Raw genomic sequence first — 22,860 nt, forward strand, 5'->3', positions numbered from 1 at the left:
ACTAAAAATGCCCGTGATTCCGTTCTATTAAAAGATTTTTATTACCTTTAATCTAAATTTTTAGTAAATGAACTATTTCAATTCAAATTCAAGCTCAGTACCTAAAGATATCATTTTATTACTCGTGAGAGTATTTATAGGTTTTGCGATGCTTTCTCACGGTTTTCCAAAGCTGCAGATGCTTTTGGAGGGTGGTAAAATTGAATTTTTTGACTTTATCGGATTAGGGCCTTTAGTATCCCTTGTTCTTACGGTTATTGCTGAATTTGTTTGTTCTATACTCCTTATTTTAGGATTGTTTACCAGGATTTCATTAAGTTTTCTGATCTTTACCATGATTATCGCTGCTTTTGTAGTTCACGGAGCAGATCCATTTGAGAAAAGAGAAATGAGCCTGATCTATCTTTCAGTATATCTTCTCCTGATGGCTTTTGGTGCAGGAAAAGTATCGGTAGATCATATGATAGAAAAAAGAAAGAGAGCTTCAGACTGGTAAATCCGTCTAAGCATGAATACAATATAAGAGCATTAACTAAAATTAATGCTCTTTTTTTATTTTCTCTAAGATCAGCACGGATAGGATGGAGGTACACAATCCCAGATCGGGGCTCCATTGGCATCACTTCCCATAACGCACGCTTTGTAGTCTAAGTCACAAGTCGGCGCACTTCCTGCAACAATGGTTTTCAGATCTCTCTTGGATAATTTTTTTAAATTTTTCATAATAAAATTCTAATTATTTGATCCTACTAATATAAAATTATTTAATTATATCACGCTATTGGGTATTAAAAATTAACTATTTCAGTTATATTACAAAAATCACTACTTTCGTAGAAAATGAATTAATATGAAGATAAAACTGACTATTTGCCTTCTGGCATTTCTCAATTTCTATGATGCACAGGAGAATATTACTTATCAAAAGCCATCTGCGGAGATCCTAAAACTGGCAGATTATGAAAGACCCCCAAGCGTTCTGATGAACAGCAAAAAAGACTGGGTGGTTTTTACTTACCGTCCTACATATAAAACACTGGAAGACCTTAATCAGCAGGAAATGAAACTGGCAGGATTAAGAATCAATCCTGTTACGAATATTTCAAGCAGCATCACCTATTCCAATAATCTGAAGATCAGAAAGATCAATGATAAAAACGAGACCCAGGTGAAAAATTTGCCTGCCAATGCTAAAATTACTTATATTTCTTTTTCTCCGGACGAAAAAAAGTTGGTCTTCACCAACACGACCAGCAAAGGAGTAGAGCTTTGGATAGTGGATATGGAAACGGCTTCAGCAAAAAAAATCACGAATGATAATCTTAATGCCAATTTAGGAAGCCCTTATGTATGGTACAATGATTCACAAAGTTTACTGATAAGAACACTTCCTCAAAACAGACCTGCGCTGATTGATGCCAGCAAAGACCTTCCCACGGGACCTATTGTTTCTACAGCAGACGGGAAAGTTTCTCAAAACAGAACCTACCAGGATCTTTTAAAGAATCCCCAGGATGAAAAAAACTTTGAGGTTCTTACTGCTTCTGAAATTTATAACGTAGATCTGAACGGAAATCTTAAAAAAGTAAAAGATCAGGATATGTATTCCGGTTTAAGCTTTTCTCCTGATGGAAATTATATGATGGCCGTTGTGATCAAAAAACCGTTTTCATATATCGTTCCGTTAAGCAGATTTCCATTGACTGCTACAGTGTATGATATGAAAGGAAATGCTGTAAAAGTGGTGAACGATGTTCCATTGAATGAAATCATGCCGAAAGGATTTTCATCCGTAAGAGAAGGAAAGAGAAGCATGGGATGGAGAAGTGATGCGCCGGCAACCTTATTGTTTGCCGAAGCATTGGATGGAGGAGATCAGTCTAAACCTGCAGAATACAGAGATGAGATCTTTACGTGGGAGGCTCCCTTTACCGCTGCTCCAAAGTCATTCTTTAAAACAAAACAGAGATATGAAGGCGTAAGCTGGACCAATGATCATTATGCCATAGTGTCCGAAGGTTGGTATGATACAAGGAATACCAAATCTTATTTGGTAGATCTTAATAATGGGGAGTCAAAAGTTTTGGATGACAGAAATTATCAGGATGTTTATAGTGATCCCGGAAATTTTAATACGACTAAAAACCAGTATGGAAGATATGTTATCGATATGAAAGGAGGGAAAACCTACCTGATCGGAGACGGGTTTACAAAAGATGGACAACACCCTTTCATCGATGAAATGGACGTAAAGTCACTTAAAAAGAAAAGGCTTTATACTTCCAACGTTAAGAATGGTAAAGAAGAAATCATTGATATTCTGAACCCTTCAAAAGGAGAGATTTTAACGACTCAGCAGTCTCCAAGTCTGTATCCGAACTATTTTAAAAAGAATATTAAATCTAATAAAACAGAAGCCGTAACCCAATTTGCGAACCCTTTCGAAAGCATTAAAGATGTTTACAAAGAGGTAATTACGTATAAAAGAAACGATGGAGTTACTTTAACGGGAACGCTTTATCTGCCTGCCAATTACGACAGAAAGGCGAAAAAAGAAAAGCTGCCTTTACTGATCTGGGCGTACCCTACAGAATATAAGGATAAAAATACGGCAGGACAAAACACTCAGAACCCGAATGACTTTACGTTTCCATACTACGGATCTTTCGTATACTGGACAACAAAAGGATATGCTGTTCTGGATGACGCTGCATTCCCGATCATCGGAGAAGGAAAAACAGAACCAAACGATACTTTTATTCCACAGTTGGTGGCCAATGCTGAAGCAGCGATCAATGCGGTGGATCAGCTAGGATATATTGACAAGAAGAAAGTGGCTGTAGGAGGACATTCTTACGGTGCTTTTATGACGGCTAATCTTTTAACTCACTCTAAACTTTTCGCCTGTGGTATTGCCAGAAGTGGAGCATACAACAGAACGTTGACTCCATTTGGATTCCAGAGCGAACAGAGAAACTACTGGGATATTCCTGAAATTTACAACACGATGTCTCCATTTATGAATGCAGACAAAATGAAAACACCAATGCTTTTGGTTCATGGGGATGCCGATAACAACCCGGGAACCTTCACTTTGCAGACCGAAAGGTATTTCCAGGCTCTGAAAAACCTGGGAGCTCCTGTGAAAATGGTTCTTCTTCCGAAAGAAGCGCATGGTTATGTAGCTAAAGAAAATATTCTACACCTTTTATGGGAACAGGATCAGTTCCTTGAGAAGTGCCTGAAGAAATAAAAATAATTTGACAGAAAGCCCGTTCATGATTGAAACGGGCTTTTTTATGTTTTTTGACGCCCAAAATTCAAACCATAAGATTCTGTGTTAAGCTTTTAAGAATGTTAAGTTTTAGCTTCGCCTTAAGACATATAGCTTAAAAAATCCAAATGATTTTTCTTAACTAAACTTATATCCTTCATTGATCTTAATGTTTTTAAAAAAGCATTTATTAAAATTTGTGCTATCAGAGAAACCTGTGAGAGATAAAAAAACGTAAAAACTTTTGTGGTTTAAAAAAATAAAAATCAAAAGATATTTTAGATGACGAAATTTTACAGACTGTCTTATTTTTTTTAAACATTAAGAAATTAAGATCTTAAAAGATGGGATGTTTAAAGAACTTAAAAAAATCAATTTATTGATTTTTTCATTGATAACAAAGCGCACCGCTTAAATCATTAATCTTTAAAATTAAGAAATAAACTAAAGTTTATTGAGGTTAAGAAAATTAAGATCAGTTTTTAAACAATCTCCTTTAAGTGTGATTGTAGTTATTTTACAAACCAGGTTTTGAGACTTAGCCATAAAATTTACGAAAGAAGTCTCATATGTGAAATCTAAAATAAATACCCCATCCGGAATTAAGTTTAATCTTATAAGTATTTCAGCACTTCATCAATACACTTCAGTTCCATAAAATGGTCATGTTCCAGATGATGATCATGCTGTTCATGGCTCCACGTCACATGATAAGGAATATGGGCTGCAAAACCTCCGATTTCCAGTACCGGCAGAATATCTGATTTGATAGAATTCCCAAGCATCAGAAAGTGTTCAGGCTGACAGTCCAGATGTTTCAACAGCTTTTGATAATCGCTTTCCTTTTTGTCACTCATAATTTCGATATGGTGAAAATATTCCTGCAATCCTGAATTTTTAAGCTTACGTTCCTGATCCAGCAGATCTCCTTTTGTGGCGACTACCAGTCGGTATTTTCCTTTTAAAGCATCTAATGTTTCGGTAACTCCCTCCAGCAATTCTATGGGTTTCTGAAGAAGTTCCTGACCGATTTCAATAGTGCGGTTGATCAGCTGCATCGATGCGGTGCCACCGGAAACTCTGCTTACCGTTTCAATCATACACAGCATAAAACCTTTTACACCATAACCATACAGATGGAGGTTCTGCATTTCGGTTTTAAATAATTCCTGAGATACGGAATGTTGCGGTAGATAATCTTCCAGCAGCACACAGAATTCTTTCTCCGCTTCCTGAAAATAAGGTTCGTTGATCCAAAGGGTATCATCTGCATCAAAGGCGATTGTCGTTATGTGATTATTCATTTTACTTTTGTATTTTTCTCCCGACAAAATTCAGTATAAAAATTCAATCGCCAAAGGACATTTGTCCCGGATAAAATATGTTACGGACTAACCAGTTGTTTTTAAACTATGCAGAAGATCTTTACGAAAAACAGGAACGTAAAGAAGATATCATCATCAGGTCTTTTTCAAAAGGGGAAAGGATATTGAGTCAGAATGAAACCCCATCTAAAGTAATGTTGATCAAAGAAGGCATTACCAAATGTTTTTTTGTTGAAGAAAACGATAAAGAATACATTGTTGAGTTCCTGGGAAAAGGAGAGGTCATCGGAGAAATAGAACTGATCCGGAATATTTCCTGCCTTTGCAGTATTGAGGCAGTAACAGAGGTCACCGTTTATGCGATAGCTATTCCATATTTCAGAGCATTAATCAAAACCGATCTTTCGTTAAATAATCATCTGTTGGATGTCTTTGCTGAACGCATTGTCAATACTTCCAAAAGAGCTTCTTATCAGCAGTTGTATGCCGCTGAACATACTTTGAAGCAACTTCTTGAACTACAGGTACAGCAGGATATTCAGATGTCAAAAGAAGATATGGCGGCTTACCTGGGAATTACGGTGAGAAGCCTGAACAGGACGCTGAAGAATTTGGGTAAATAAAGTAGGGAAGATGGAGGATGGAAGAGGGGAGTCATTGAATGTGAAAAGATAGCTGCTACATTTTCAAACAAAAACAGTTGGACTGCTTCTTTTTACCGTAAAAATTTCGAGTAATAGCCTTGACAAGGCTATATAAAACCCTAATAGTAACTTCCATCCTCCCTCTTCCAGCTTCCATCCCGACAATAATTGCAATTATTGATTGAATCTCTACGTGTAAAAGTTTTTACTTCTTATTTTTGCATGAAATAAAACCGAACCTATAAAAATGCAAGACTTACAATTCAGAAACGCTGATCTGAAAGATTTAGAAAAGATAGTTGAGATCTACAATTCTACCATTCCTTCAAGAATGGTAACCGCAGATACAGAGAATGTTTCTGTAGAAAGCAGAAAAGAATGGTTTGAAGATCACAATCCTGAAACAAGACCGCTTTGGATTATTGAAAATGATCATGAAACGGTTGGATGGGTAAGTTTTTCTTCATTTTACGGAAGGCCTGCCTACAATGGAACCGTTGAAATGAGTATTTACATGGATGAATCCTGCAGAGGAAAAGGGTACGGAAAGAAAGTAATGGAACACTGTATCGCCAGCGCACCGGGCTTAGGAATAAAAACGCTTCTCGGATTTATCTTTTCTCATAATGAAGCCAGTATGAAACTTTTCAGATATTTCGGGTTTGAAGAATGGGGAATGTTTCCTAATGTAGCGGTTCTGGATGGGATCGAAAGGAGCTTGACGATTTTAGGGAAAAGGGTTGGATAATTGATATAAATCAAATTCGGCGAAGTTGAAGACTTCGCCGAATTTGTAAGGAATAGATCTATTCCGGATATTTTAAATCGATAAGTTTAGCTCTATACTCTTTCAGATTTTTGAGAATTTCATTTAAATCTTGATCTTTATTCAGGAGTACAACACCATGATAAATTGGATAATTGTCTATACTTAGATCAAACTTGCTGAATGATTCTTTGGATGCTTTTGAATTTGATTTTATATAGTCAGCTAAAAGAAAAATCAGATCAATATGGGGCTCGGATTCATAAAAAGTGACATAATCTTTTTCTTCATGAATGTCAAAAAAACCTTTTATTGTTAATTTTAAATAATCTTCAATGGCTAAAATTGCAAGTTTGTACATAGACTCATATTCTTTTTTATCGTCCAATGAGCCCCACCAATCAATTGCTAATTCATTTCCTCTGAAATATGTTATTGCTTTATTTAAGCCTTCAATAATGATTTCTAATCTTCCAAATGTAGGATCGAAGAGAGCATGTCTTCGTAATTCTTCTATACTTAAACCCATTTTTAAAGAAGTTACTTCGTTTTAAAAGAAGGTTCCTTATCCTTTTCAATGTAAATGTAACGGCTTTTTATCCCGTTCTGAAGCATTGACTTCTTTTTATTAAGTTCTTCAACAGATTCTATACTTTCGTTCTTAAAAGTGGCTTTCTGTCCGTTTTTTATATTTTCTGAAAACATCCTTGTTGGATTTTCATAAATGTCTTCGATATACTGATTAAATTTCTCGTTGGAAATAGGAATGGCTGTTTTTCCGTAATGGGTTTCTACAAAATCTTTGGTGTCATAGTCGGTATCTAGCTTTTTATTACTGATCAGTTTATAAATGAAATTTTGATCTGTGTCTTCCAGAATAAAGATCAGGCCCGGAAGCCCTCTGAATTTGTAAGGACCTTCTTTAATGTTCACCTCATTGGAAAACCATGCATTCCAGGTTCTGCCTCCGAAATCGGTCGTCGCTTTTTGAAGCTTGTAACCATTGTATTCCTGGGTTTCCTGAAGCAATTTCCATTTCATTTCGTCATTTGTATTGACCACGAAATAATCAAAGAAGTCCCTGTACCATTTGTTTTTAAAAGAATCCGGTGCTCTTTCTATCACCTGATCGGTTTTCGTACTGTACCTTGAAACAGATTGGTTTGCATTTTTATTGATGGAATCATAGTCGGCGAATTTTTGATCATAAAACTTGACGGATTTCGGACTGATATCAAGATTCATCAGGTTCTGTCTGTACTCTTCCGAACCATCTTTCCGGTATTGTAGCTCATAAATAAATCGGTTGGTCTGTGAATGATAGAATGAACCTGCATACAAAGCCAGAAGGCATATAATTTTTTTCATGGTTTTTTTTGATTCTGTTTAATAGCGGGACCAAAAATAAAAAAAGCTTCGCGAAGTCGAAGACTTCGCGAAGCTTTTTTTGCAAACTTTTTTTATGATGTCAGAAAGTTTAAAGATCGAAAATAAATGAATCTGGCGAATATTAACTTCCAGCCTCTCTCTTCCATCTTCCCATTCCATTAATTCTGCTTAATCCTTTTCGCAGACATATTTAAAAATCGCTTCACAAGGAAAACCGCAGACACGGTAAGTCCTAATCCTAAAGCAATCCACATTCCGAAAGCGCCCATTTCTAAAGTGACACACAGGAAATAGCCTAAAGGAATTGTAATCACCCAGTAAGCGATAAATGTATAAATGGAAGGTATTTTTACATCCTGAAGCCCTCTCAGCATTCCTAAAGCTGTTACCTGAACCCCATCTGAAAGCTGGAATAAGGCAGCAATAATCATTAATTTTGAGGCCAGCATTATCACTTCAACTTCTTCTTTTTTAGTAAAGAAAGTCGGAAGTATATTTCTTCCCAGAATGAACACCAATCCACAAATACACATGAAAATAAAAGCGATCTTCAGGTTGTTGATCCCCACCTTTCTTAATTCAACAAAATTCTGTTCACCAAGCTTTTTCCCAATCATCACCGTAGAAGCTACACTAAATCCTACACACAGGTTGAAGGTAAATGATGCCATACTCAGAGCAATCTGATGGGAAGCGATATCATGAGCTGAGATCAGCCCACAAATAAATGCCGCCCCTGCGAAGGCTGTTACTTCAAAGAACATCTGTAAAGCGGTAGGCAGCCCGAGTTTCACCATTTTATCAAACATACTTTTAGAGAAAACCTGGATTTTTAAAGAAAAGTCTTTAATATATCTTCTTGTTTTTTTCTCTTTCACCAATACAACATAAAGGAACACTACCATGAATATTCTGGAAATCAGTGTGGCCAAAGCAGACCCTTTTACCCCCATCTCAGGGAAGATCCAGATCCCTTTGATCAAAACATAGTTCAGAACAATATTGATGATATTGGCAATGATCGTGGCTTTGGTCACACCAATGGTATAGGAAAGACCTTCAGAAACCTCACGAAGCGTCTGAAATGCCATAAAGGGTATCATACTGATGGCCATGATTCCCAGAAAGTCTACCGTATTGGGAATAATCTTCGCCGGCTGCCCCGAATGATAGAGTAGCGGCATCCCCAAAAGCAAAAGCCCCATTAAAATAACTCCTACAGACATATTGATGACAAACCCATGGCTGAATACAGAATTAATGGTTCCGTGATCCTGCTTGGACTGAGCTTCAGAAACTAATGGCGGAATGGCAAACGAAAATCCCAATGCCAATACAAATACTGAGAAAAATACAGCATTTCCCAATGAAACGGAAGCAAGAGCATCCGCACCTAAAAGTTTTCCGACAATAATATTGTCGAACAGATTCACCGAGACCTGCCCCACCTGCGTAAGCATTACAGGAAGAGCCAGTGTGAGACATTCTTTCGTATAGTTTTTGTTTAAAAAATTCATAATAGTTGATGATTCATATAGAGTTTAATATTTAAAAATAGAGCAAAAAAAAATTTGCAGTAGGGCTACTGCAAATTGTTATCATATATTTAATGTTCAATTAAATTATTTCCTTACAAAACTTGCAACATCCTCTTCGGAAACAGAATTTCCGCCAAGAATAATTAATCTTTCCACCACATTTCTCAGTTCTCTAATATTTCCAGTCCATGAAAGGACTTTAAGCGCTTCAATCGCTTTATCATCAAATTTTTTCACAGCAGTACCATGTTCATCGGCAATCATACCGGAAAAATGATCCACTAATAATTTGATATCTTCTTTTCTGTCATCCAATGGCGGAACATAGATTTCAATCACAGAAAGCCTGTGGTAAAGGTCTTCCCTGAACTTCCCTTCTTCAATCTCCTTCTGCATGTTTTTATTCGTTGCTGCAATTACCCTTACATCAACTTTGATTTCCTTGTCACTTCCCACAGGAGAAACTTTGCTTTCCTGCAATGCTCTCAAGACCTTCGCCTGAGCAATAAGACTCATATCTCCGATCTCATCCAAAAAGATGGTCCCTCCATTAGCCTGTTCAAATTTCCCTTGCTTGTCTTTAATAGCTCCGGTGAAAGACCCTTTTACGTGTCCGAAAAGTTCAGATTCAATAAGTTCAGATGGAATAGCCGCACAGTTTACTTCGATCATCGGACCTCTTGCACGCTCACTTTGATTGTGAATAGCATGAGCTACCAATTCTTTTCCTGCACCGTTGGGTCCTGTGATTAGAACTCTGGCGTCAGAAACCGCTACTTTTTCGATCATGTCCTGAATTTTTTTCAAAGCAGGAGAATCACCGATCATCTGGTATTTTTTGTTGACCTTTCTTTTTAAGGTCTTATTTTCAGTTTGAAGATTTTTATTTTCCTTTTTCAGACTTTCTTTAGCTAAGGCATTTTTTACACTGGTGATCAGTCTGTTGATGTCGATAGGTTTGGAAATAAAGTCATATGCACCTTCCTTTAAACAGGAAACAGCAGAATCAATATCCGCGTGACCTGAGATCATGATAAATGTGCTTTCAGGTTTCAACATCATACTTTGCTTTAAAAGTTCTGTTCCTGAAAGTTTAGGCATCTTGATATCAGAGATCACCAATGCGAAATCTTCTTTTTCTATCTGTTTGTAGCCTTCAAGGCCATCTTCAGCGATAACAAATTCGTATTCGGTAAGTTCATCAGAAAGGATACTGTGTAATACTCCCGAGATTGCTTTTTCGTCTTCTACAATAAGGATTTTTTGCATAGTTGCAAATTTAGATTTTTTGATTCAATTATTAGCAAAAACTATACCTAAATATACTATTTTGAGTAATCTCTTCTGCCGAAAATAGCAGATCCCACCCTCACGGAATTGGCACCGCATTCAATGGCAGCCGGGAAATCGTCACTCATTCCCATTGATAAAGTTTCCAGTGTTTTTAGTTGAGTCAATTCATCAAAAAGCCCTTTCAAAACGGAAAATTCTCCTCTTACCTGCTCTTCATCCTCTGTAAAAGTAGCCATTCCCATCAATCCTGTAATTTCAACATTCGGAAATCCACCATCAATATACTGTTGGAATAAGAGTTTTGCCTCAGGAATCTCAAGCCCGAATTTACTTTCTTCCGCAGCAATTTTGACCTGAAGCAATACTTTGATCGTTCTGTTGTTTTTAGCCGCCTCTTTACTGATCTCTGTAAGAAGTTTTTCAGAATCCGCACTTTGGATGGTATCAATAAACGGAGCAATGTATTTAACCTTATTCGTTTGTAAATGCCCGATCAGGTGCCATTCTATATCTTTGGGCAGGAGAGGGTATTTCTCCATAAGCTCCTGAACTTTGTTTTCACCAAAGACTTTTTGCCCCAGATCATAAACTTCCTGAACAGCTTCAACCGGATGTGTTTTGGAAACTGCTACCAGCTGAACGCCTGATGGAAGCTGATTTTTTATCGCTGTATAATTTTCTTTAAGATCCATAAATGCAAATTTCTGAATTATAAAAGGAAAAAACTAATGAATCTGTAAAATTGTTGTTGACAGTTTATATTTGTTGCTAGTTGCTAGTTGCTAGTTTACCACCAATGTAATATATTCCCGCTTCATTAAGTTGTTACACTGTTAGATTATTGCATTGTTACATTATTATATTAATTAAGGATGTCATTAATCTTCGGATACTGAGAAATCTTTCTGAATACAAACTTGTTGCTTTTCTGTAGTTTCTCAATAAACATATCCAGCTCATTGATAGAATCTGCATCTCTGAGGTATTGATCATGCGTAAGGAAAACCAGGTGTCTCGAGGTTTTTTCAAGATCATTCAGGAAGATGCTGTCCACCTTTTTAATCATCGCTTCGTGGCTGCCTTTCAAAGTCATTTTTTGAGAAGGTCTCCACTCAAGATCCCATCCGATGACTTTATAACCCGCTTTTTTAAGGCCATTGGCTGCATCTGTAGAGCTTTTGATGTCGGTAACGTTAATGTTGTTCAGTCTCCAGATATTTCTGCCGGGAGTTCTTGCTATTTTATCGTAAAGTTTCAGGCTGTCTTTGGCGATATCGAAATCGCGGACTACTGCATCAGCATTTTTATAGAAATCGGTGTATTTATTATGGGCATGTGTAAAGCTGTGATTGGCCAGTTCGATGAGTGGGTTGCTTTTTAAAAGTTCCAGATCATCTTTCTGTCTCTTGCTTCCATAGGCGTGTTTTCCTACCAAAAAGGCGGTGGCGCAAACGTTTCTTTTGTTTAAAATTTTAAGCAGATTTTCCGTTCCCTGGTTGGGGCCGTCATCAAAAGTAAGGTAGATAATTCTTTTATCGGTTTCTACACTCTCATCATCTATTTGGGGGACCGTTGGTACGGTGGGATGTTGCTGTGAAGTAATCTGATCAAATTCTTTCACATCGGTTTTGTTATTACAGCTGTTGAATACAATTGAGGCCGCACTCATCAATGCAGTCATCCCAAGAAAAGTCATGTTTCTTGACTTTTCCCCAAATTTTTTTTTCATAAAGATAATGGAGATTTAAAAAGTTAAAAAATCGTTAAAATACTACTCAAATGTTAACAAATTATATGCCATGATTTGTTAATTTTTTACTTTTTAATTTTATTTTAAGAACTTTATTTTAAAGCTATTTTTGAATACAATAACAGGTCTGTAGATTATGTTTTTGTATTCTTTTGTTTTAACATTTATCAATGTAAAATCCATTGATTTTTTCTATTTGTATTGAAGTTTCTCTATTCTTCCTGTATTGGGGAATTATTTTAATTGGATGAATAGTAAAGGTCTGTTTGTTATCATGAATTCTTTTATTAATAGGCCTAGGAGATTTATAGAAGTATTTTCTTTTGATAAAAATCAATCTGTTAAAAGAATTATTGTAAAGAATAAAAAGTTAGGATCAGCAGAACTTCTGCTGATAGGAATATTTGAGTAAAGAATTAAATCCCTATTCTAAAATTTTCTTGAGGTACAGTGCATTCTTAATCGCAGCAGTTCCCCAGGTATTATTGAAAAATATAAATGCTTTTCTTTTTGAATGTTTAATCTGTTCAGCAAGATCATCAATAAATCCCGGAGTGTACTCAGATTTATAAAGAACCGGTTTTCCGTGGAGTCTGTAATAAAGGATTTCCGGATGATTAATGATCATTTCCTCAGGAAGGTTTCCTGGAAAACTGACCCCTGAAAAGACGATATTGTTTTCTTTCAAAAGATCAAATAGTTCATCTGTCCACCAGGACTCATGACGGAATTCAATGACGTTGGCATAATTAAAATCAAGATTAGTAAGAATCAGATCTATATTTTCCTGAGATTTTTTGAAAGAAGGCGGAAACTGATACAGGAATCCGGCAAGCTTTTCTTTTAAATGGGTTTGAATATGGATACAGAATTCTGAAATTTCTTCTTTAGATTCTTTCAGGCGTTTTTCATGGGAAATGGCTTTAGGAATTTTAATGAAGAATTTAAAATCTTCAGGCGTTTCATCATGCCATTTTAAAAGCGTTTTCGAAGTGGGTTTTCTGTAAAAAGTAGAATTGATCTCTACCGAATTGAAAACCTGTGAATATAAAGTAAGAAAGTCCTTACTTTGAGCATCTGCAGGATAAAGCGACCCTTTCCAGTCGTTATTATAAAATCCCGAACATCCAATGTAAAGACTTTCTTTTTTCATAAGCTTATTGTATATCTGCATCCAGATCTACCGAGTTTAAACGCAATGAATTCAGTATGACAGACAGTGAACTGACACTCATTGCAGCGGCTGCGATCATGGGTGATAATAATATTCCGAAGAAAGGATACAATAATCCTGCCGCTACCGGAATACCCAATACATTATAGATAAATGCAAAAAACAGGTTTTCTTTGATGTTTTTAAGCAGTTTTTCGCTCAGTAATTTGGCTTTTGCTACCCCCAAAATATCACCTTTTAATAAAGTGATTTCAGCACTTTCCATAGCCACATCAGTTCCGGTTCCCATCGCAATTCCCACGTTAGATTGTGCCAGAGCAGGGGAGTCATTGATTCCATCTCCGGTCATCGCCACGATCTTTCCTTGTTGCTGAAGTTTTTTAACTTCATTCAGTTTATCTTCAGGAAGACAACTTGCTTTATAATGTTTGATTCCCAATTCATCAGCAACCGCTTTCGCCGTATGTTCATTGTCTCCGGTCATCATGATCACCTCAATTCCTTCTTTCATCAGCCGCTGAACTGCTTTTTTGGAAGTCTCTTTGATCTTATCTGTAAAGCTGATAAATCCTAATACGGTTTTATCCTGCGCTACATAAGAAATGGTGTGGGCTTTAGACTGTACCTCGATCGCTTTATCTTTTAAGGCCTGTGGAATGGATAGGTTGTTGGAAATCAGAAGACTTTCGTTCCCCAGATAAGCGGTTCTTCCATTAATATTTCCCTGAACTCCTTTTCCTGAAATATTTTCAAATTCATTTACCTTTTCGACCGTTAAATTCTGTTCCTTCGCTTTTTTGATCACGGCATTGGATAGCGGATGTTCCGAGTTTTGATTAAGGGAAAACGCAAGCTTTAAAATTTCGTTTTTATCTCCGTTTTCTAAAGTTTCAATGTATTCTACAGAAGGTTTTCCTTCCGTTAAAGTTCCTGTTTTGTCAGTGATCAGAACGTTCACTTTATGCATTTGTTCCAGTGCTTCTGCATTTTTGATCAGAATACCACTTTTAGCGCCTTTCCCGATTCCTACCATCAGCGACATAGGAGTGGCAAGACCCAATGCACATGGGCAGGCAACAATTAATACGGCAACTGCATTCACGAAAGCAAATAAACTTCTTTTTCCTTCCGGTCCGAAAAACTGCCATAAAACAAAGGTAAGAACAGCAACAAGAATCACTACCGGAACAAATACTTTGGCCACTTTGTCCGTCAGTTTCTGTATTGGAGCTCTGCTTCGGCTGGCTTCATTTACCATTTTAATGATCTGTGAAAGAAGAGTTTCATCACCTACCTTTTCAGCTTTCATGACGAATACTTTATTTCCGTTGATCGTTCCTGAAGAAACTCTGTCATCAATCCCTTTTTCTACAGGGACTGGTTCTCCTGTGATCATACTTTCATCCACCAAAGAAGTTCCCTCTGTGATTTTCCCGTCAACAGGGATTTTTTCACCTGGTTTTACTTTCAGCAGATCTCCGATTTTCACCTGAGAAAGCAAGACTCTTTTTTCTTCTCCATTCACAATAAGATTAGCTTCATCCGGAGAAAGATTCATCAGTTCTTTAATGGCATTTCCTGTTTTTTTATGAGCCGCCGCTTCCATCAGTTGCCCTAAGATAACGAGTGTCAGGATCACACAGACCGCCTCAAAATAAAGAGGGATCTCATGGTTGTGACCTATGATTTCATGAGGAATGATATCCGGAAAAGCCAAAGCAGCAATACTGAAAATAAAGGCTGCGGCAACTCCTAAAGCGATCAGGCTGAACATATTTAAATTCCAGGTTTTGAAAGAAACCCAGCCTCGTTTGAGTATAAACCATCCGGAATAAAACATCACAGGAAGCGTAAGCGCGAGTTCAATAAATCCCTGTATTTTGTGAGAAAAAGGGAAATCAATCATCATCCCGCCCATTGAAAGGATAAAAACCGGAATCGTGAAGGCAAGGGAAATAAAGAATTTCTTTTTCAGAATATGATACGTTTCATCTTCTTCGTCCTTATCGCTATCGGGCATTCTTACCAGATCCATTCCGCATATCGGGCAGTCTCCCGGCTCATCATGAATAACTTCCGGGTGCATAGGACAGGTATATTTTGCCGTTTTCTTTTCGGGGTATTTTACCAGATCCATTCCGCATACAGGACATCCTACATTGGAGTCATAGGTTTTATCTCCTTCGCAGTACATAGGACAGTAATACTTTCCGGCCATATCATCGGTCACTTTCGGAGCTTCATGATGACTGTGGTCATGAGTAGAGGAATGAGATTGCTGATGACTGTGAGAAGCTGCATTTTTGGCAAAATCATCTGTAATTTCTTCCAGATGCATATGGCAAACAGGGCATTCCCCTTTTTCATCATAGATTTTATCTCCTTCACAGAACATCGGACAGTAGTATTTTCCTACACTGTCTTTGAAGTTTGAAGGCAGATTGGAAGAAGAGTAGGTGGCTTTGTGGTTGGGATCTTTAGCATGCTTTTCCTCAATAGGAACAAGATACATATTACAGTCCGGACATCTTTCACCTTGTTTGAAGTAGACTTTATCACCTTCACACTCCATCGGGCAATAATAAACTGACGAGGGGGAAATTCTGTCCTGAGGTTTTACAAACATAGTATCAGGTTTTTTGGGGTCTTCCAGTTTATATTTCTCTCCCAACGCATCATTTAAAACCGAAAGTTTAATTTCTTGATCGGAAGTGATGGTTGCGGTATTGTTTTCCAGATTGACATCGGCTGTAACTCCCTCAACGCTGTTGAGCTTTTCAGAAATTTTCTTCTGACATCCGGAGCAGGTCATTCCGAGTATATTGTATTGTCTTTGCATGATCCTTGAATTTATCCTGCAAATGTCCAAAATCCATTGGAAAGGCTGTTATAATTTTAGGGATAATAGTTACAGAATTTGGAATGCGGGTATTGGAGGGTTTTAGAGGAGGAGCGTGGAAGAGTAGAAGGAATGTATAAGTTGAAGGATAGGGATTTTGATTATCCTATTAACATATTTGAATAGTTTAGCACGCGTTTATAGTCAAACTCTAACCCCTCCGTACTAAAACTCTCCAACTCATAAGCTATCCAGCGTCTTCCGTTGGTGATCTTTCAGTTTCTTGAATTCTGTGGGGGTAAATCCGGTAATGTTCCTGAACTGGGATGAGAGATGCTGAACACTTTTATAGCCAAGCTTTCCAGCGATTTCGGTAAGAGTGAATTCATTATAAAGAAGCAGTTCTTTTACCTTTTCAATTTTATGCAGAATAAAAAACTGTTCCAGTGTCATATTTTCGTTTTGAGAAAAGGTTTTGGATAGAGAACTGTAATCTTTATGAATCTCTGAACTTAAAAACTCAGAAAGAAGAAAATTTTCATCAATGTCAAGTTCACTGATCTTGACGATAATCCTATTTTTAATCTTATCAACAAGCTGATGCGTAGAATCCGTAATTCTTTCAAAGCCTGTTTCGAGAAGACTTTTTTCTATCACCAGCATTTTTTCAGCCGGAATATCAGTTTCCGTTTCTACTTCACCCAAAGAGACAGAGTGTATCATGACATCTGCCTCATTGAATATTTTTTCCACAGCGGAAATACAGCGGTTACACACCATGTTTTTGATAAAAATTTTCATGGCTGGCTCAATCTGTCTTTTACAAATTCAATTTGTGTTTTTCCGTGTGGTGCAGGGTTTCCTTCACTGTCCAGGTTGACCATCACAATTTTATCTACGGTGATAATGGTCTGGTGGGTCATTTTGTTTCTCACATTACATTTCAAGGTAATGGATGATGATCCGAAATGTGATGCTTCAATCCCTATTTCTATAATATCACCCTGTTTGGCTGAGCTTACAAAATTGATTTCGGAAATAAATTTCGTCACGACTTTTGTGTTTTCCAGCTGAATGATGGCATAAAGGGCAGCCTCTTCATCGATCCACTGTAAAAGTCTTCCTCCAAAAAGTGAGTGATTGGGGTTTAGATCTTCGGGTTTTACCCATTTTCTCGTATGGTAGTTCATGTTTTAATAATTTACTTCACAAATTTAGTGTTAAAAACTGGGTTTATCAAGGAAACCGTATTTACTGATCTGAAGGAAATGATTCATTTTCTCAATCATATTTTCTTGGAGCGCATGGCTTTTACTTTGTTTATTGTATTGTCGTTTAGAAGAATTTGGTATTCTTTGCTTTCAACCGCGAAAATAGCGACTTTTCCCTCTTCATTATGATGGATCCCAAATCCGTAGCGTTTGGCTAAAGGAGATGACCGAAGGCAAGGTTGTCCTTTAGAGAAAAACTGTATTTTTTCCTGCTGCTTTTCACTTTCACAAATGTCATTTTTTAGAGCATAACACTCAAATATAATATCATCAGAAGAATAGCGGTAAGGATTTTTTTTGATCTGCTCATACTGTAAGGAGGCCAGTGTTTTTACTTTCTTTTCAGGTGGTGTCTCAGCATACGAAACGGGGCAGTCATCGGCAATCTCAATAAAAGTATTGATGTAATTGGTGGTGTGTATCATATATATATTACGTGAAGTATATTGAACATTTAAAGATGATCGGTGAATTTTTCATATCCTATTATTCGCGGTACTCCAGAATATCTCCGGGTTGGCAGTCCAGCGCTTTGCATAGGGCATCAAGCGTACTGAACCGGATCGCTTTTGCCTTACCCGTTTTCAGGTTGGATGCATTGGATAATGTTAAATTTATCCTTTCAGAGAGCTCGTTCAGCGACATTTTTCTTTTGGCCATCATCACATCAAGGTTTATTATAATAGGCATAGGGGTATATTGGTCTTTTTGAGGCCTCTTGACAGGCTTATTTGATGATTTTTTGTGTGTTAACTAATTTTAACTTTATGCGAATTTCAGTAAAAATTTTGTAATAAACAATATTTATTTGTTGTTATTCGATAATATAAGACTTTGGTTTCATTCTGTAGTGATAAATACTTTAAAAAAAGCTTTGATTTAAAATTTTAAATTGTATCTTGCATACGTTTATATTTGGAATCAATATTTGTTCATTAATTTATGTTGCTTTTCTTTTATATACCAAATTTTTATTAATTTTTAATTTTTATTTAAAATGAACATTTTTGTTTCAAACATCAATTACGCAACTAAAGAATATGAGTTGCACGATCTATTCGCAGAATTTGGTGATGTATCATCAGCTAAAATCGTTACAGACAGAGAAACTGGCCGTTCAAGAGGTTTCGGTTTTGTAGAAATGGGAGATGAAGAAGGAAAGCAAGCTATCGAAGCTCTTAATCAGAAAGAATTTAACGGAAAAGAGTTAAACGTATCTGAAGCTAAGCCAAGAGAAGAAAAGCCAAGAAGAAGCTTTGACAACAACAGAGGAGGTGGTTACGGAGGAAACAACAATAGAGGCGGCGGTAGCGGCTACGGAGGTGGAAACAGCCGTGGTGGTAACGGTGGCGGAAATCGTTGGTAAAAATATAAGGCGGCTTTTGAGCCGCTTTTTTTATGTAGTATTATATCCCTTTTTAAAACAGGCTGATCATTCAGTGTGTTTTAAAAAGGGATATTTTTATTGAAAAGATATATTGGTAAAGGTCGTGTAAATAGTAGGCCGGTAAAAGGAGAATTCACATTTCATTCACTCTCCTGTACACAGTAGCTCCAGAGCAGAGAGTGATACATTATTACTCTTCAAATAGGATATACCTATACCATTTGCGGCCATTTTCTGCAATTTCTTTTGAAAATGTTTTGTGTTTAGTCTTTTTTCTTCTTCTTTTTCTTGTCTTTATCCTTATCCTTGTCTTTCGCTTTGGTTTTTTTTACTTTTTTAGGATTTAAGATCTCATCTGCATATTCAAATTTCGGTTCTTCGTTTTTTGCAGGCACAATCTCAATTTTAAGATCAAAGTAGTTTTTCAGATCATCCTGGGAAATTAATTTTTCGTTAAATAAGAAGTCCAGAATTTCCTTCCCTGAATCATTGAAAAAATTGTGAGAAAGCTCTTTCAATAAAAATTTTCTGTATTCTTCTGAGGGAACAACTACCGTGTATTTAAAGATTCTGCCTTCTTTTTGGGTCGTGATATATCCTTTTTCCACCAATATTTTCAAATACGTAGATACGGTATTCTGATGTGGCTTCGGCTCAGGATGCTGTTCCATAATGTCTTTAAGATAAAAAGATTCAAGCTTCCAGAACAGCTTCATAAAATTTTCCTCAGCAGCGGTAAGATGATTTATTTTCATAGAATTCTTAATGTTGAAATTGTATATTGCAATAAAGATAGATAAAAGATACCAAAAATGCTATTCCGGCACCCATAAATACTTCCTTTACGGTGTGTCTTCTCAAAATAATCCTTGTAACTCCCACCAAAGCAGCAATTCCCAGCCAGATCAGTCCGGCTTTCCAGTTCAGAGTGAAAAATAATGCCGCCACAAATACATTAAAGGCGGTATGCATTGAGCTTTTGATAAAAAAATTACTGATTTGCATCGTGAAAATTAAAATCAGAATAAACAGCATCACAAGATCTATGTATCCGTTTCTAAAGTAATTAAAAACCAGATAGAAGACCACGCACGCAGCAATAAAGATATACAGTGTTTTTCTTTGAATACGGTCAGAAACATCCATATTAGTATATCTTCCGGTCTTTACATTCCATACCAGCCAGATCACTACCGGAGCAATGATCATTAATAATATAGGAGCAAAGTATAAAATAGAGTCTTTTAATGAGTATTCTCTCATGCTCATATAAATGAAGAAAATAAATAAAGAGACCAACGGATTAAAAAAATCTGAGATGACTTTTGAAGTTTTAAGTACCATTGAAGGGTGTTTTTCTTCCATGTTTAAGTTTAAAATTCAAATATAACACTATAAGCAAAAAAACAATTAGTATGTATACGATAAAAACAAAGTTTTTTTTATAATTTTGCTCAAATATTCATCATAAAAAAGCAAGAGCTAGCACATGAAAGAATTTTCTAAAGAGGTATACCTGAAGTGGTATGAAGATATGACAATGTGGAGAAGGTTTGAAGACAAATGCCGTTCTCTTTATCTAAAACAAAAGATCAGAGGTTTTTTACATTTGTATAACGGTCAGGAGGCTATTCCTGCCGGCTTCACGCATGCAATGGATTTAACAAAGGATAGTATGATTACTGCTTACAGATGCCACATCCATCCAATGGCGATGGGCGTAGATCCTAAGAGAATCATGGCTGAACTTTGTGGTAAAGCTACCGGAACATCCGGAGGTATGGGTGGTTCTATGCACATTTTCAGTAAAGAGCACCGTTTCTACGGAGGACACGGGATCGTAGGAGGACAGATTCCTTTGGGAGCTGGAATTGCTTTTGCAGATAAGTATTATGACAGAAAAGCGGTAAACATCTGTTTCTTCGGAGATGGAGCAGCCAGACAGGGATCGCTTCATGAAACATTCAATATGGCGATGAACTGGAAACTTCCTGTAGTATTTGTTGTTGAAAACAATCAGTATGCCATGGGAACTTCTGTAAAAAGAACAGCTAACCACGAAGATATCTACAAATTAGGATTAGGATACGAAATGCCTTGTCTTGCAGTAGATGCAATGGATCCTGAAAAAGTAGCTGAAGCAGCGTACGAAGCTATCGAAAGAGCAAGAAGAGGAGACGGACCTACTTTCATTGAAGCAAGAACATACCGTTACAGAGGACACTCTATGTCTGATGCTGAACCTTACAGAAGCAAGGAAGAAGTAGCCATTCATAAGAATGATGACCCTATGGAATTGGTAAAACACAGAATTTTGGAAAATGGATGGGCTACAGAAGCTGAATTGGAAGCTGTAGACAACAAATCAAGAGATTTTGTGGATGAGTGTATAGAATTCATGGAAAATTCTCCGTATCCGGATACAGATAAAATCTATGAATATGTGTATTCTCAGGAAAATTATCCATTCTTAGATCAATTAGAAAACTAAAATAATTTGCTGATCAGATGATAGATGATGTGCTTACTCAAGGTTCACTGTTCTTATCATCACATCATCACATTAACAAATTAATACAATAAATTATGGCAGAAGTTATTACGATGCCCCGCCTTTCCGACACTATGACGGAAGGTAAAGTGGCGAAATGGCATAAAAACGTAGGAGATAAAGTAAAAGAAGGAGATATTTTAGCCGAAATTGAAACAGATAAAGCTGTTCAGGATTTCGAATCTGAAATAAACGGAACTCTTTTATACATTGGTGTAGAAGAGGGATCTGCTGCTGCTGTAGACTCTGTTTTAGCGATTATCGGGAATGAAGGGGAAGATATTTCAGGATTAACCGGTGGGGCTGCTGCTCCTGCTGCGGGAGGTTCTGAAGAAAAAAAATCTGAAGAAGAATCGAAAACAGAAAATAACGCAACCAGTGTTGAGCAGACTACTGCAGAAGTTCCTGCAGGAGTGGAAATAATTACCATGCCAAGACTTTCTGATACAATGACAGAAGGTAAAGTGGCGAAATGGCATAAAAATGTTGGCGATACTGTAAAAGAAGGTGATCTTCTTGCTGAAATCGAAACAGACAAAGCAGTTCAGGATTTTGAATCTGAATTCAACGGTGTACTATTGAAGCAGGGTGTAGAAGAAGGTGGTGCAGCTCCGGTAGATTCAGTGTTGGCAATTATCGGTCCGGAAGGAACAGATATTTCTGCGGTAGGGGCTCCAAAAGCCGCTGCTCAGTCTCCCGAAAAACCAGCTGAACAGAAAACTGAAGCTAAGGCAGAAGAAAAAGCAGCTCCGGCTGTAAACTCTACATCTTCAGACAGAGTAGCGATTTCTCCATTGGCTAAAAAAATGGCTCAGGACAAAGGGGTTGATATCAACAGCGTGAATGGGTCAGGAGAAAACGGAAGAATCGTTAAAAAAGATATTGAAAATTACCAGCCTTCTCAGGCACAGGCTCAACCGGCTGCTTCTGCTCCGGCAGCAGCTCAGGTTGCATTGAGCTTTGTTCAGGGTGAAGATACAGAAACACCAAACTCTCAGGTAAGAAATATTATTGCCAAACGTCTTGCTGAAAGTAAATTCTCTGCTCCTCACTATTATCTGATGGTAGAGATCAATATGGATAAAGCCATTGAGGCCAGAAAAGAAATCAACTCTTTACCGGATACTAAAATCTCTTTCAATGATATGATCATTAAGGCGACTGCCGTGGCTTTAAGAAAACATCCACAGGTAAATTCAAGCTGGGCAGGAGATAAGGTAATCCACAGAGGAAACATCAATGTGGGGGTAGCAGTAGCTATTCCTGACGGATTAGTAGTTCCTGTACTTAAAAATACAGATCAAATGAATTACACTCAGATTTCGGCAGCGGTAAAAGATATGGCGACAAGAGCTAAGAATAAAGGTCTTAAAGCAAATGAAATGGAAGGTTCTACATTCTCGGTTTCAAACTTGGGTATGTTCGGAATCGAAACATTTACAAGTATCATCAACCAGCCCAACTCAGCGATCCTTTCCGTAGGAGCGATCATCGAAAAACCGATTGTTAAAAACGGTCAGATCGTCGTAGGAAATATCATGAAGCTTTCATTAGCATGTGACCACAGAGTGGTAGACGGTGCTACGGGAGCTCAGTTCTTACAGACTTTAAAAACATATCTGGAAAGTCCATTAACTTTGTTACTGTAACAGTCTGGAT

The 22,860-nt window shown here is 37.1% G+C and carries 23 protein-coding genes; 7 read left to right on the plus strand and 16 right to left on the minus strand.

From position 1 onward, the window contains the following. Positions 1-67 precede the first annotated feature (67 nt). A complete protein-coding gene (locus tag BW964_RS20415; RefSeq protein WP_076510125.1) occupies positions 68-496 on the plus strand; it encodes a DoxX family protein in 429 nt (142 codons plus the stop codon). Between the two features lie 71 nt (positions 497-567). Here BW964_RS20415 and BW964_RS22625 read toward each other — a convergent pair whose 3' ends face one another. Beyond that, the gene (locus BW964_RS22625) at positions 568-723 is read right to left on the minus strand and encodes a bacteriocin-like protein (RefSeq protein ID WP_165789190.1); all 156 of its coding nucleotides are present in this window, start codon (positions 721-723) and stop codon (positions 568-570) included. Positions 724-850: 127 nt separating this feature from the next. On the opposite strand from BW964_RS22625, the gene BW964_RS20420 reads away from it, so the two are divergent. Next, on the plus strand, positions 851-3,253 hold the full coding sequence (locus BW964_RS20420) for a S9 family peptidase (RefSeq protein WP_076510127.1): 2,403 nt from the start codon (positions 851-853) through the stop codon (positions 3,251-3,253). Between the two features lie 635 nt (positions 3,254-3,888). On the opposite strand, the gene BW964_RS20425 is transcribed toward BW964_RS20420, so the two are convergent. Then, positions 3,889-4,578 carry an HAD family hydrolase gene (locus BW964_RS20425; RefSeq protein ID WP_076510129.1) on the minus strand — a complete coding sequence of 230 codons (690 nt, stop codon included), beginning with the start codon at positions 4,576-4,578 and terminating at the stop codon, positions 3,889-3,891. A gap of 77 nt (positions 4,579-4,655) precedes the next feature. On the opposite strand from BW964_RS20425, the gene BW964_RS20430 reads away from it, so the two are divergent. Both BW964_RS20430 and BW964_RS20435 read left to right on the plus strand, forming a co-directional pair. Next, the gene (locus BW964_RS20430) at positions 4,656-5,222 is read left to right on the plus strand and encodes a Crp/Fnr family transcriptional regulator (RefSeq protein ID WP_076510131.1); all 567 of its coding nucleotides are present in this window, start codon (positions 4,656-4,658) and stop codon (positions 5,220-5,222) included. Between the two features lie 268 nt (positions 5,223-5,490). After that, a complete protein-coding gene (locus BW964_RS20435; RefSeq protein ID WP_076510133.1) occupies positions 5,491-5,991 on the plus strand; it encodes a GNAT family N-acetyltransferase in 501 nt (166 codons plus the stop codon). A gap of 58 nt (positions 5,992-6,049) precedes the next feature. Here the strand turns inward: BW964_RS20435 and BW964_RS20440 are convergent, their stop codons facing one another. The 12 genes from BW964_RS20440 to BW964_RS20495 all read right to left on the minus strand — a co-directional run bounded on the left by BW964_RS20440 (position 6,050) and on the right by BW964_RS20495 (position 17,953). Next, a complete protein-coding gene (locus BW964_RS20440; RefSeq protein WP_076510135.1) occupies positions 6,050-6,538 on the minus strand; it encodes a hypothetical protein in 489 nt (162 codons plus the stop codon). A gap of 11 nt (positions 6,539-6,549) precedes the next feature. Then, complete coding sequence (locus BW964_RS20445) at positions 6,550-7,377, minus strand: GLPGLI family protein (protein WP_076510137.1); 828 nt, start codon at positions 7,375-7,377, stop codon at positions 6,550-6,552. 179 nt (positions 7,378-7,556) lie between these two features. Further along, positions 7,557-8,915, minus strand: a complete 1,359-nt coding sequence (locus tag BW964_RS20450) for an MATE family efflux transporter (RefSeq protein ID WP_076510139.1) — start codon at positions 8,913-8,915, stop codon at positions 7,557-7,559. Between the two features lie 105 nt (positions 8,916-9,020). Then, on the minus strand, positions 9,021-10,205 hold the full coding sequence (locus tag BW964_RS20455) for a sigma-54-dependent transcriptional regulator (protein WP_076510141.1): 1,185 nt from the start codon (positions 10,203-10,205) through the stop codon (positions 9,021-9,023). 56 nt (positions 10,206-10,261) lie between these two features. Continuing rightward, complete coding sequence (locus BW964_RS20460; RefSeq protein ID WP_076510143.1) at positions 10,262-10,921, minus strand: YggS family pyridoxal phosphate-dependent enzyme; 660 nt, start codon at positions 10,919-10,921, stop codon at positions 10,262-10,264. A gap of 170 nt (positions 10,922-11,091) precedes the next feature. Continuing rightward, on the minus strand, positions 11,092-11,958 hold the full coding sequence (locus tag BW964_RS20465) for a polysaccharide deacetylase family protein (RefSeq protein ID WP_076510146.1): 867 nt from the start codon (positions 11,956-11,958) through the stop codon (positions 11,092-11,094). Positions 11,959-12,403: 445 nt separating this feature from the next. Then, positions 12,404-13,132: a DUF72 domain-containing protein gene (locus BW964_RS20470; RefSeq protein WP_076510305.1), complete on the minus strand. Its 729-nt coding sequence runs from the start codon at positions 13,130-13,132 to the stop codon at positions 12,404-12,406. A 4-nt stretch (positions 13,133-13,136) separates the two neighbouring features. Further along, positions 13,137-15,992 (minus strand): heavy metal translocating P-type ATPase, encoded by a 2,856-nt coding sequence (locus tag BW964_RS20475; RefSeq protein ID WP_076510148.1) that lies wholly within the window; start codon positions 15,990-15,992, stop codon positions 13,137-13,139. Between the two features lie 240 nt (positions 15,993-16,232). Then, positions 16,233-16,793: a helix-turn-helix domain-containing protein gene (locus BW964_RS20480; protein WP_076510150.1), complete on the minus strand. Its 561-nt coding sequence runs from the start codon at positions 16,791-16,793 to the stop codon at positions 16,233-16,235. Further along, a complete protein-coding gene (locus BW964_RS20485) occupies positions 16,790-17,182 on the minus strand; it encodes an acyl-CoA thioesterase (RefSeq protein ID WP_076510153.1) in 393 nt (130 codons plus the stop codon). The genes BW964_RS20480 and BW964_RS20485 overlap by 4 nt, the downstream gene beginning before the upstream one ends. Positions 17,183-17,277: 95 nt before the next feature. Then, positions 17,278-17,688 carry a DUF6157 family protein gene (locus BW964_RS20490; protein ID WP_076510155.1) on the minus strand — a complete coding sequence of 137 codons (411 nt, stop codon included), beginning with the start codon at positions 17,686-17,688 and terminating at the stop codon, positions 17,278-17,280. Between the two features lie 61 nt (positions 17,689-17,749). Then, positions 17,750-17,953, minus strand: coding sequence for a helix-turn-helix domain-containing protein (locus tag BW964_RS20495; RefSeq protein WP_076510158.1), 204 nt, complete (start codon positions 17,951-17,953; stop codon positions 17,750-17,752). Positions 17,954-18,260: 307 nt separating this feature from the next. On the opposite strand from BW964_RS20495, the gene BW964_RS20500 reads away from it, so the two are divergent. Beyond that, positions 18,261-18,629, plus strand: coding sequence for an RNA recognition motif domain-containing protein (locus BW964_RS20500; RefSeq protein ID WP_076510160.1), 369 nt, complete (start codon positions 18,261-18,263; stop codon positions 18,627-18,629). A 284-nt stretch (positions 18,630-18,913) separates the two neighbouring features. On the opposite strand, the gene BW964_RS20505 is transcribed toward BW964_RS20500, so the two are convergent. Together BW964_RS20505 and BW964_RS20510 are read right to left on the minus strand one after the other, a co-directional pair. Beyond that, entirely contained in the window at positions 18,914-19,405 is a 492-nt protein-coding gene (locus tag BW964_RS20505; protein WP_076510162.1) for a BlaI/MecI/CopY family transcriptional regulator, read from the minus strand. A 7-nt stretch (positions 19,406-19,412) separates the two neighbouring features. Further along, positions 19,413-20,015: a phosphatase PAP2 family protein gene (locus BW964_RS20510; protein WP_076510165.1), complete on the minus strand. Its 603-nt coding sequence runs from the start codon at positions 20,013-20,015 to the stop codon at positions 19,413-19,415. Positions 20,016-20,139: 124 nt separating this feature from the next. Between BW964_RS20510 and pdhA the strand changes: the two genes are divergently transcribed. After that, on the plus strand, positions 20,140-21,141 hold the full coding sequence (gene pdhA, locus BW964_RS20515; RefSeq protein WP_076510168.1) for a pyruvate dehydrogenase (acetyl-transferring) E1 component subunit alpha: 1,002 nt from the start codon (positions 20,140-20,142) through the stop codon (positions 21,139-21,141). Between the two features lie 95 nt (positions 21,142-21,236). Next, positions 21,237-22,850: a 2-oxo acid dehydrogenase subunit E2 gene (locus BW964_RS20520; RefSeq protein ID WP_076510170.1), complete on the plus strand. Its 1,614-nt coding sequence runs from the start codon at positions 21,237-21,239 to the stop codon at positions 22,848-22,850. Positions 22,851-22,860: the final 10 nt, after the last annotated feature.

This window comes from Chryseobacterium shigense, from assembly GCF_900156575.1.
Classification (GTDB): Bacteria; Bacteroidota; Bacteroidia; order Flavobacteriales; family Weeksellaceae; genus Chryseobacterium; species Chryseobacterium shigense.

Coding starts and splice junctions, on each gene's coding strand:
- BW964_RS20505 (WP_076510162.1), bottom strand. CDS start 19,405: ATGAAAATAAATCATCTTACCGCTGCTGAGGAAAATTTTATGAAGCTG.
- BW964_RS20435 (WP_076510133.1), top strand. CDS start 5,491: ATGCAAGACTTACAATTCAGAAACGCTGATCTGAAAGATTTAGAAAAG.
- BW964_RS20425 (WP_076510129.1), bottom strand. CDS start 4,578: ATGAATAATCACATAACGACAATCGCCTTTGATGCAGATGATACCCTT.
- BW964_RS20465 (WP_076510146.1), bottom strand. CDS start 11,958: ATGAAAAAAAAATTTGGGGAAAAGTCAAGAAACATGACTTTTCTTGGG.
- BW964_RS20490 (WP_076510155.1), bottom strand. CDS start 17,688: ATGATACACACCACCAATTACATCAATACTTTTATTGAGATTGCCGAT.
- BW964_RS20485 (WP_076510153.1), bottom strand. CDS start 17,182: ATGAACTACCATACGAGAAAATGGGTAAAACCCGAAGATCTAAACCCC.
- BW964_RS20475 (WP_076510148.1), bottom strand. CDS start 15,992: ATGCAAAGACAATACAATATACTCGGAATGACCTGCTCCGGATGTCAG.
- BW964_RS20470 (WP_076510305.1), bottom strand. CDS start 13,132: ATGAAAAAAGAAAGTCTTTACATTGGATGTTCGGGATTTTATAATAAC.
- BW964_RS20500 (WP_076510160.1), top strand. CDS start 18,261: ATGAACATTTTTGTTTCAAACATCAATTACGCAACTAAAGAATATGAG.
- BW964_RS20460 (WP_076510143.1), bottom strand. CDS start 10,921: ATGGATCTTAAAGAAAATTATACAGCGATAAAAAATCAGCTTCCATCA.
- BW964_RS20495 (WP_076510158.1), bottom strand. CDS start 17,953: ATGCCTATTATAATAAACCTTGATGTGATGATGGCCAAAAGAAAAATG.
- BW964_RS20455 (WP_076510141.1), bottom strand. CDS start 10,205: ATGCAAAAAATCCTTATTGTAGAAGACGAAAAAGCAATCTCGGGAGTA.
- BW964_RS20510 (WP_076510165.1), bottom strand. CDS start 20,015: ATGGAAGAAAAACACCCTTCAATGGTACTTAAAACTTCAAAAGTCATC.
- BW964_RS20450 (WP_076510139.1), bottom strand. CDS start 8,915: ATGAATTTTTTAAACAAAAACTATACGAAAGAATGTCTCACACTGGCT.
- BW964_RS20480 (WP_076510150.1), bottom strand. CDS start 16,793: ATGAAAATTTTTATCAAAAACATGGTGTGTAACCGCTGTATTTCCGCT.
- BW964_RS20440 (WP_076510135.1), bottom strand. CDS start 6,538: ATGGGTTTAAGTATAGAAGAATTACGAAGACATGCTCTCTTCGATCCT.
- BW964_RS20520 (WP_076510170.1), top strand. CDS start 21,237: ATGGCAGAAGTTATTACGATGCCCCGCCTTTCCGACACTATGACGGAA.
- BW964_RS22625 (WP_165789190.1), bottom strand. CDS start 723: ATGAAAAATTTAAAAAAATTATCCAAGAGAGATCTGAAAACCATTGTT.
- BW964_RS20420 (WP_076510127.1), top strand. CDS start 851: ATGAAGATAAAACTGACTATTTGCCTTCTGGCATTTCTCAATTTCTAT.
- BW964_RS20430 (WP_076510131.1), top strand. CDS start 4,656: ATGTTACGGACTAACCAGTTGTTTTTAAACTATGCAGAAGATCTTTAC.
- pdhA (WP_076510168.1), top strand. CDS start 20,140: ATGAAAGAATTTTCTAAAGAGGTATACCTGAAGTGGTATGAAGATATG.
- BW964_RS20445 (WP_076510137.1), bottom strand. CDS start 7,377: ATGAAAAAAATTATATGCCTTCTGGCTTTGTATGCAGGTTCATTCTAT.
- BW964_RS20415 (WP_076510125.1), top strand. CDS start 68: ATGAACTATTTCAATTCAAATTCAAGCTCAGTACCTAAAGATATCATT.